Source organism: Paenibacillus sp. J22R67 (genome assembly GCF_059692175.1).
The window spans coordinates 1-6,521 of the sequence record NZ_JCAUAX010000033.1 but is presented as its reverse complement, the minus strand read 5'-3'; the positions used below and the strand labels follow the sequence as shown (position 1 = coordinate 6,521).

The following is a 6,521-nucleotide window of genomic DNA, read 5'->3' as shown; positions in this document are numbered from 1 at the left end:
CGCAACACGCAACACGCAACACGCAACACGCAACACGCAACACGCAACACGCAACACGCAACACGCAACACGCAACACGCAACACGCAACACGCAACACGCAACACGCAACCAAAAAAGTATCACCCTCACGGGGATACTTTTTTGGTTCACTTCCAATAACCAGCATGCGCGGCAACAGCCTCCGCCTCAATCTCTGGAACCGGTCCAATCACTTGTATCGGTTTGCTTCCTCTGGCAAAAACTACTCGACACGGCAAATCGAGCGTCGGGTTCTGCTCATCCGCTCCGGTCAATTCAGCCAGACGCGTCTCCGATATGCCATAGACGACGCGCCCCACATTGCCCCAATAAATGGAGCCCGCACACATGGCGCACGGCTCTGCTGAAGTATACAACGTACATGCCCACAGTTCTGCCTTGCTGTATGTTCTCGAAGCCGCTACCATCAGCGTGGTTTCAGCATGCCCCGTACAATTGGATTCCGTTATTTCTATATTGCCTTGCTCCAAAAGGATCTCCCCCGTCGGGCCTGCCAGCAGCGCACCAAATGGTGTATTCCCAGATTTTCTGGCTAACAGAGAGAGTTCAACGCATCTTTTTAAATAGAATAAGTGGTTCTCTGGTTCATTCATCTGCCAACCCTCCACATTTTCGCTTAAAATCTTTGCTCCCTAATATAGGGAACACCCAGCGCTTCCGGCGCGCCCGAAGGCTTATTCCGGTTACGCCACCCGAGGAACATAAGAACGAGAATGGTTACGATATAGGGAATCATTTTCAGAAAATAAGAAGGAATATGGCTTCCAATCAGCTGTACGCGGAATCCCAGAATATCTAGAACCCCAAAGAAATACGCACACACCAAAGCCCGAATCGGGTTCCATCTAGCAAAAATAATAAGCGCCACGGCAATCCATCCACGCCCGGACGTCATCCCTTCATTCCATGTCGGCGTGTACACAAGCAGCAGATCTGCTCCTCCTAGACCAATCAGCATGGACCCGATGATGATGCAGCCGTAGCGAATCGCGATAACGGGTATCCCCATGACATCCGCGGTTGCGGGATTATCCCCAACAGCTCTCAGATGCAGCCCCCATGAAGTCCGATGGATGAACAGATGCAGCACAATCACCAGCACAAAACTAAACCAGGTAAACAAGTCCATGTGGGCAAAAATCTTCCCCAAAAAAGGCACATTCTCCAGCCATGCCAAATGAAGCTTCGGCACCGCTCCAGTCAGCGGCTGTCCGCTAACTGGCTTCCCCAGGTATGCGCTAAGACCAGTACCGAAGATCGTCATCGCCAGCCCGCAAACCACTTGATTGGCATGCAGCGAGACACACAGCACCCCATGCAACAGCCCCAGCAGTCCACTCACAACTAGTACACAGAGAATGGCCAAAGCTAAATTCCCAGTATGTATGTACAGGAGACAGGAGGTTACCGCCCCCATTAGCATAAGCCCTTCGGCTCCTAATTGGGTGATACCGGACCTCTCGATTAGAATCCCGCCCAGTACGGCGAGTAGCAACGGAGTACCCGATGAAATAGCCGAAACAATTAATTGTGTAATAATCTCCATCCCTTTCAACCCCTCTCCTCCATCGCCACTGTTGCTGCAAACTATTCGACGATTTAACGGTTACGACGCATCCGAAATTTCCCCGCCATACCGCCTCCAATCAGAAAAAACAGGATAGCCCCTTGAATCATCGACGAAATCGAAGACGGGAGGCCAATCGTTTGTACACTATATCCCCCAACAATCAGCCCGCCAAAAAGTACCGACGAAACCACCAGACTAACCGGATTCAGCTTCGCCAGCCACGCCACAATAATAGCCGTATACCCATACCCTGGAGAAATACCATACATGAGACGATGCGCCACACCCGATACCTCCCCCATGCCAGCAAGCCCAGCCAGACCTCCGCTAATAACCATAACGACCAACACATGCCTGGAAATCCGAATTCCTGCATTCCTCGCCGCTTCTGCATTCGCTCCAATGAGTCGAAGTTCATAACCCCAACGTGTATAACGAATGACGAACGCATAAAGCAGCACACCGATAATGGCAAAAATGATGCCCAAATGGAGCCGCGAAGCACCAAAAGTAGGTAAAGATTGCGCCGCAGTGAACATGGGCGAGCCTGGGAAGTTGAAACCCTTGGGATCTTTCCATGGACCGAATACGGCATAATTCAAAGCGAGCAGCGCCACATAATTCAGCATTAGTGAAGTAATCAGTTCATTAACTTGAAAATAAGTCCTCGGAATCGCTGTCAACAGCCCCCAAAGTCCCCCCGCAGCGATGCTCGCCACCACCATACAGGGAATGGATAGGTACATAGGCAGATGTGGAAAATAGATCGTTATCGCCGTCGCCGCCATCGCCCCAGCCAGAAACTGTCCTTCCGCCCCGATATTCCACACGGAAATTCGATACGCAATAGATACCCCCAAGCCGCACAGCAGCAGTGGAATCGCTTTAACCAATGTCTCCGTCAGGCCAAAGGAAGAGCCAAAAGCGCCTGTCAGCATTTTGGCATACACGGTAATTGGGTTCATGCCGTTCATTGAGATAAAAATACCGCAGACCACCAGCGCCAAAACAATGGATACAATTATAGTCCACCATGGGCTTTCACGACCCGCTGGGTCAATCTCCAACCGATACGGCAGGCGTAAGCCCGATTCACGTTTGACGACTTTGGTTTCCACCAGAATGGTTCCAGCCGTTTGTTGTTCACTCATCCTGCGTCCTCCTCCACTGATCCTGCCATCAGCATACCGATATATTCACGGTTCGCTTCCTCTCGTGGAATATTGCCCACTATGCGCCCGCTATACATGACCATTATCCGATCCGATAGCTGCAGCACCTCATCCAAGTCCTCGGATATGAGCAGCACAGAACGCCCCTTTTTCCGCAGATCCACTAACAGATCATGCACGCCTGCTGTCGCTCCGACATCGAGCCCTTGCGTTGGATGCATGGCTACCATCAGCTTCGGCTCAAGGTCAACCTCCCTAGCGAGGAGCAGCTTCTGTTGATTGCCACCCGACATGTAACGCACAGGCGCATCAATTCCAGGCGTCTTCACATCAAAAAGCTCAACAAGCTTCTGCGACCATTTCCGATTGTTCTCTGTGCGAAGCAGCCCGAAGCGTGAGCGTTCGGTTGAGCGGTACGTTTTGAAGAGCAGGTTATCGACGGTGCCCAAACTTCCCGCCAGTCCGCTCTTCATCCGATTTTCCGGCACATGGGCTATGCCCTGCTCGATCGCTCCCCGCACTGAACCATTGCGCAGCGGACTGTCATCGAATCGTATGTCGCCGTCTTTCCATGGGCGAAGTCCTGTTAGCACTTCCGCGAGTTCTTTTTGTCCGTTTCCAGAGACGCCGGCTATTCCGACAATCTCCCCTGCCTTCACATCAAAATGAAGCCCATCCAACACCTTACGTCCATGATCTGCGTAAACGTTCAAACCGCTCACCACCATCATAGGGCTGCCCACTGGCTTCTCCCTCACAACAGTTCGGGCATTTACGCTCTCTTGTCCGACCATAAGCTGCGCCAAATCACGTTCGCTCGTCTCCGATTTCGCCATTGTTGCAATCATCTTTCCTTTCCGCATCACGGAAATATGATCCGAAGCGAACATCACCTCTTTCAGCTTATGCGTTGTCATAATGACGGTCTTGCCTTCCTGCTTCATGCGGTTCAGCGTTTCGAACAGCTGCTCTACCTCACCTGGTGTCAGGACCGATGTCGGTTCGTCCAAAATAATGAAGTCGGCGCCGCGATACAGCGTCTTCACGATCTCTACCCGCTGCTGTTCGCCGACGGATAACTGCCAGATCGGCCGGTCCACTGGAAACGGCAGCCCGAATTGTTTGGAAATCGCCTCAATCTCCTCCGACTTCCGAGCTAACCAACGCGGTCCTCTCCAGAATGAGGACGATTCCCCAAGCACAATATTCTCCGTTGCCGTTAACGTCTGCACGAGCCTGAAATTCTGAAACACCATGCCGATTCCAAGCCGCATAGCATCCTTAGGTGAACGAATACGTACTTTCTCACCGTGCAAGTGAATTTCGCCATGTGTGGGGCGGTATACCCCTGAGAGCATGCACATCATCGTACTTTTGCCGGCACCATTTTCCCCGAGCAATGCATGGATTTCTCCAGCTTTTGCCCGAAAATTCACCTCATCGTTCGCGACAACGGAGCCAAATTGCTTCACAATCTGGATCATCTCAACGGAATACTGCTCCTCTTTCTTCAATCGCGCCCCTCCTCTTATAACCGTATATGCTCAAAACAGCATCTCCCCATGAAGGATCTGCTGCTGCTCCATACTTCTATTCATTTACCTCACTATACTGTTCAGGTGAAATTCACGTCAATTAACATCACATCTTATTAGCGTTGCTCACGAAAAATGCTTCTTACTTTGTGCTATTCGCCAAAGTTGAGTCAACTAACATAACGCGAATGCAAAAAGGAGCAGCCACAAAGCGTCTCTACAGACGTTTTGAAGCTGCTCCTTAGCTAATCGCTATCTAGGAAAGAAATATGCCGCCGTACACAAAGCCGGCCACAATAACAAAAGCAGGATGAATCTTTCTCTTTTGAATGAGATAGAAAGCCACTGCTGCAATGCCAATAAACTGAAGATATCCGATTGCCTTTGTAGATTCAACCAAGCTGCTCCATGTAACCAGCACCATCATGATTGCGATCACGGGCTGCACAAGCAGCGTCATCCCTTTGATCACAGGGGATTGCTTATATTTCTGCAGCATATTAAGTAAAATGATTAGTGCGATAATCGACGGAACCACCGTTGCCGCCACAGCGATCAATACCCCGATCCACCCGCCGAGTTGAAATCCAACATATGCGGCAATTTTCGTCGCGATCGGTCCCGGCAGTGCATTTCCCAGCGCCAGCATGTTAGAGAACTCGCTGCTAGTCATCCAGGCATGGTTCGTTACAATCTCCTGATACATCAAGGGTATCGAAGAGGGTCCTCCCCCATATCCAAACACATTTGCCAGAAAAAAACTAACAAATAAATGCCACCATTCCATCATGCGTCCTCACCTGTCCCAAGTTGTCTCTTCTTCCACTTAGCCTTGAGCTTATGATGGAAGGAACCGTATAGGAGGAATAGGAATATGACAATCGCCGGATGCACAGGAAATGTCTGCAGTAGTAAGAAAGAGATCACGAAAAAAGTAATACCTGCCGTCCAGCCCAATCCCTTAATGGCTTTCTCCCCAAACTCATACGCCATGACACCCAGCATCACTGCCACGATTGGTACAACCGCCGCTATCATCCCTTTGATCACATGCGATGTACTAAAAAATTGAATAAACGAGTACAACCCAACCATCGCCACACAGGTAGGCACAATATGCGCCAGCAGCCCAACTGCCGCTCCGCTTGTTCCTTTAAGCCGATACCCCAGATACCCGGCCAACTTCGTTGCAATTGGGCCCGGCAATGTATTCGCTATCGCCAGCACCTCCATGAATTCCTCATCCTTCATCCACTGAAAGCGCGTCACTGCCTCATACCGGATTAACGGGACTATCGACGGTCCGCCGCCATATCCCAGAATCCCTGTACGCAGCATCGCCATCCCAATCTGAACATATGTATTCCCCACACGCGTCACTCCTGTCTCTTGCTGCAACTTCAGCATCTCTATATATGTACTTATATGGGCTGCATCAAAGTAAACTTCGCCTTATTGTAATATAAGTTTAAATGATTTATTTGATTCTATCCGCATTTTTGTAAAAATGACAAACAATGTTTGGTTTCTTTGGGTCCTGACTAAGTCATTGGAACATTAATGCGGGTGCTGCTGCATCACATACGTTGTACTTTGTGCATTCAAATCACGTAAAAATAGCGAGATATCGCTACCTCGTTGTACTTTATACAACATTGTTGGACGAAATAGCCTCATCTCCGGATATTCTGGTGAAATGATTGTATTTTGTACAACGGGAAGGCTATTCGCAGCGGAAAAGTCTCTTTTATGTTGTATTAAATACAACATAGGTGAGGAGGAACAAGAACGATACTCTTTCTGGCCTCTCATTCAACCAACCTTACTGCAAAAAGTGCAGGTAATTGTCCTCATCATCGTCTGCTTAGCTAGCTCAGATGTAAAAAGTGCAGCTAATTCAGGTTAATCAGACGATTCTAACGTGTTCGTTTTATTTCGCTGTAGGAAATACAGCAATTCACTCAATATGTAGGTACCGGAGCCAATTTTACTGTAGCTTTTGCAGTTGAGTTATGTAAGTGCCCCATGGTAACGGCAGTAGAACATAAACAAAAAACCTTACCAGGATTTCTCCTTGTAAGGTTTCTCAATTGTGCTTGGCAACGTTCTACTCTCCCAGAACCCTGCGGTTCAAGTACCATCGACGCTGGAGGGCTTAACGGTCGTGTTCGAGATGGGAACGCGTGGGTCCCCTCCGCCATCA

The 6,521-nt window shown here is 49.5% G+C and carries 6 protein-coding genes and 1 rRNA gene; all 7 read right to left on the bottom strand.

The window, feature by feature from the left end; genetic code table 11:
- Window positions 1–148: 148 nt before the first annotated feature.
- Window positions 149–634: a nucleoside deaminase gene (locus AC58VC_RS38330; RefSeq protein WP_497376715.1), complete on the bottom strand. Its 486-nt coding sequence runs from the start codon at window positions 632–634 to the stop codon at window positions 149–151.
- A 23-nt stretch (window positions 635–657) separates the two neighbouring features.
- Complete coding sequence (locus AC58VC_RS38325) at window positions 658–1,587, bottom strand: ABC transporter permease (protein WP_497376714.1); 930 nt, start codon at window positions 1,585–1,587, stop codon at window positions 658–660.
- A gap of 53 nt (window positions 1,588–1,640) precedes the next feature.
- A complete protein-coding gene (locus tag AC58VC_RS38320) occupies window positions 1,641–2,762 on the bottom strand; it encodes an ABC transporter permease (RefSeq protein WP_497376712.1) in 1,122 nt (373 codons plus the stop codon).
- Window positions 2,759–4,267, bottom strand: coding sequence for an ABC transporter ATP-binding protein (locus AC58VC_RS38315; RefSeq protein ID WP_497376717.1), 1,509 nt, complete (start codon window positions 4,265–4,267; stop codon window positions 2,759–2,761). Before AC58VC_RS38315 ends, AC58VC_RS38320 begins: the two co-directional genes overlap by 4 nt.
- A 307-nt stretch (window positions 4,268–4,574) precedes the next feature.
- Entirely contained in the window at window positions 4,575–5,108 is a 534-nt protein-coding gene (chrA, locus tag AC58VC_RS38310) for a chromate efflux transporter ChrA (protein WP_497376710.1), read from the bottom strand.
- Window positions 5,105–5,689, bottom strand: coding sequence for a chromate efflux transporter ChrB (gene chrB, locus AC58VC_RS38305; protein WP_497376709.1), 585 nt, complete (start codon window positions 5,687–5,689; stop codon window positions 5,105–5,107). Before chrB ends, chrA begins: the two co-directional genes overlap by 4 nt.
- A 723-nt stretch (window positions 5,690–6,412) precedes the next feature.
- Window positions 6,413–6,521: ribosomal RNA gene (rrf, locus tag AC58VC_RS38300) — 5S ribosomal RNA — on the bottom strand; the annotation flags it as partial.

What these genes read in the sequence shown, in the direction of transcription:
- chrA (WP_497376710.1), bottom strand. Translation starts at nt 5,108, where the DNA reads ATGATGGAATGGTGGCATTTATTTGTTAGTTTTTTTCTGGCAAATGTG.
- AC58VC_RS38320 (WP_497376712.1), bottom strand. Translation starts at nt 2,762, where the DNA reads ATGAGTGAACAACAAACGGCTGGAACCATTCTGGTGGAAACCAAAGTC.
- AC58VC_RS38330 (WP_497376715.1), bottom strand. Translation starts at nt 634, where the DNA reads ATGAATGAACCAGAGAACCACTTATTCTATTTAAAAAGATGCGTTGAA.
- AC58VC_RS38315 (WP_497376717.1), bottom strand. Translation starts at nt 4,267, where the DNA reads ATGATCCAGATTGTGAAGCAATTTGGCTCCGTTGTCGCGAACGATGAG.
- AC58VC_RS38325 (WP_497376714.1), bottom strand. Translation starts at nt 1,587, where the DNA reads ATGGAGATTATTACACAATTAATTGTTTCGGCTATTTCATCGGGTACT.